Origin of the sequence: Adlercreutzia sp. DFI.6.23, assembly GCF_024462535.1 — a bacterium.
GTDB lineage: Bacteria > Actinomycetota > Coriobacteriia > Coriobacteriales > Eggerthellaceae > Adlercreutzia > Adlercreutzia rubneri.
The window spans coordinates 1-360 of record NZ_JANGBP010000276.1 but is presented as its reverse complement, the minus strand read 5'-3'; the positions used below and the strand labels follow the sequence as shown (position 1 = coordinate 360).

At 61.7% G+C, this 360-nt stretch carries 1 protein-coding gene; it reads right to left on the bottom strand.

The window, feature by feature from the left end:
• Positions 1-360: amidohydrolase family protein (locus NE591_RS13350; RefSeq protein WP_256156877.1), on the bottom strand; the 360-nt coding region annotated here is incomplete at both ends.

Genomic DNA, 360 nt, shown 5'->3' with positions numbered 1-360 from the left:
CCGTAGGCGCGCACCAGCTCCACGGTGCGGCGCGGGTCCAGAAACTCTAGGGCGCTGGACGTGTCCACGTAGCAGTTCTCGTCTTCCAAATACTCGAGGGCGTAATCGAACACCGACCAGCCGCCGAAGTGGGCCGCGTCCACCACCAGGTTCGGGAACGTGTGCAGGATGCGCTTCAGACGGTGCGGATGCGAGAAGTCGTAACGATAGTCGCCGGTGTGGATGACGATGGGCAGCCGGCCCTCGATGACCTCGTACAGGTGCATGAGCCGAGGGTCGTCCATGTTCACCTTCTGGGTGTCGGGATGGATCTTCACGCCATTCAGTCCCAGATCAATGGCGCGGTTGATCTCACCTTCC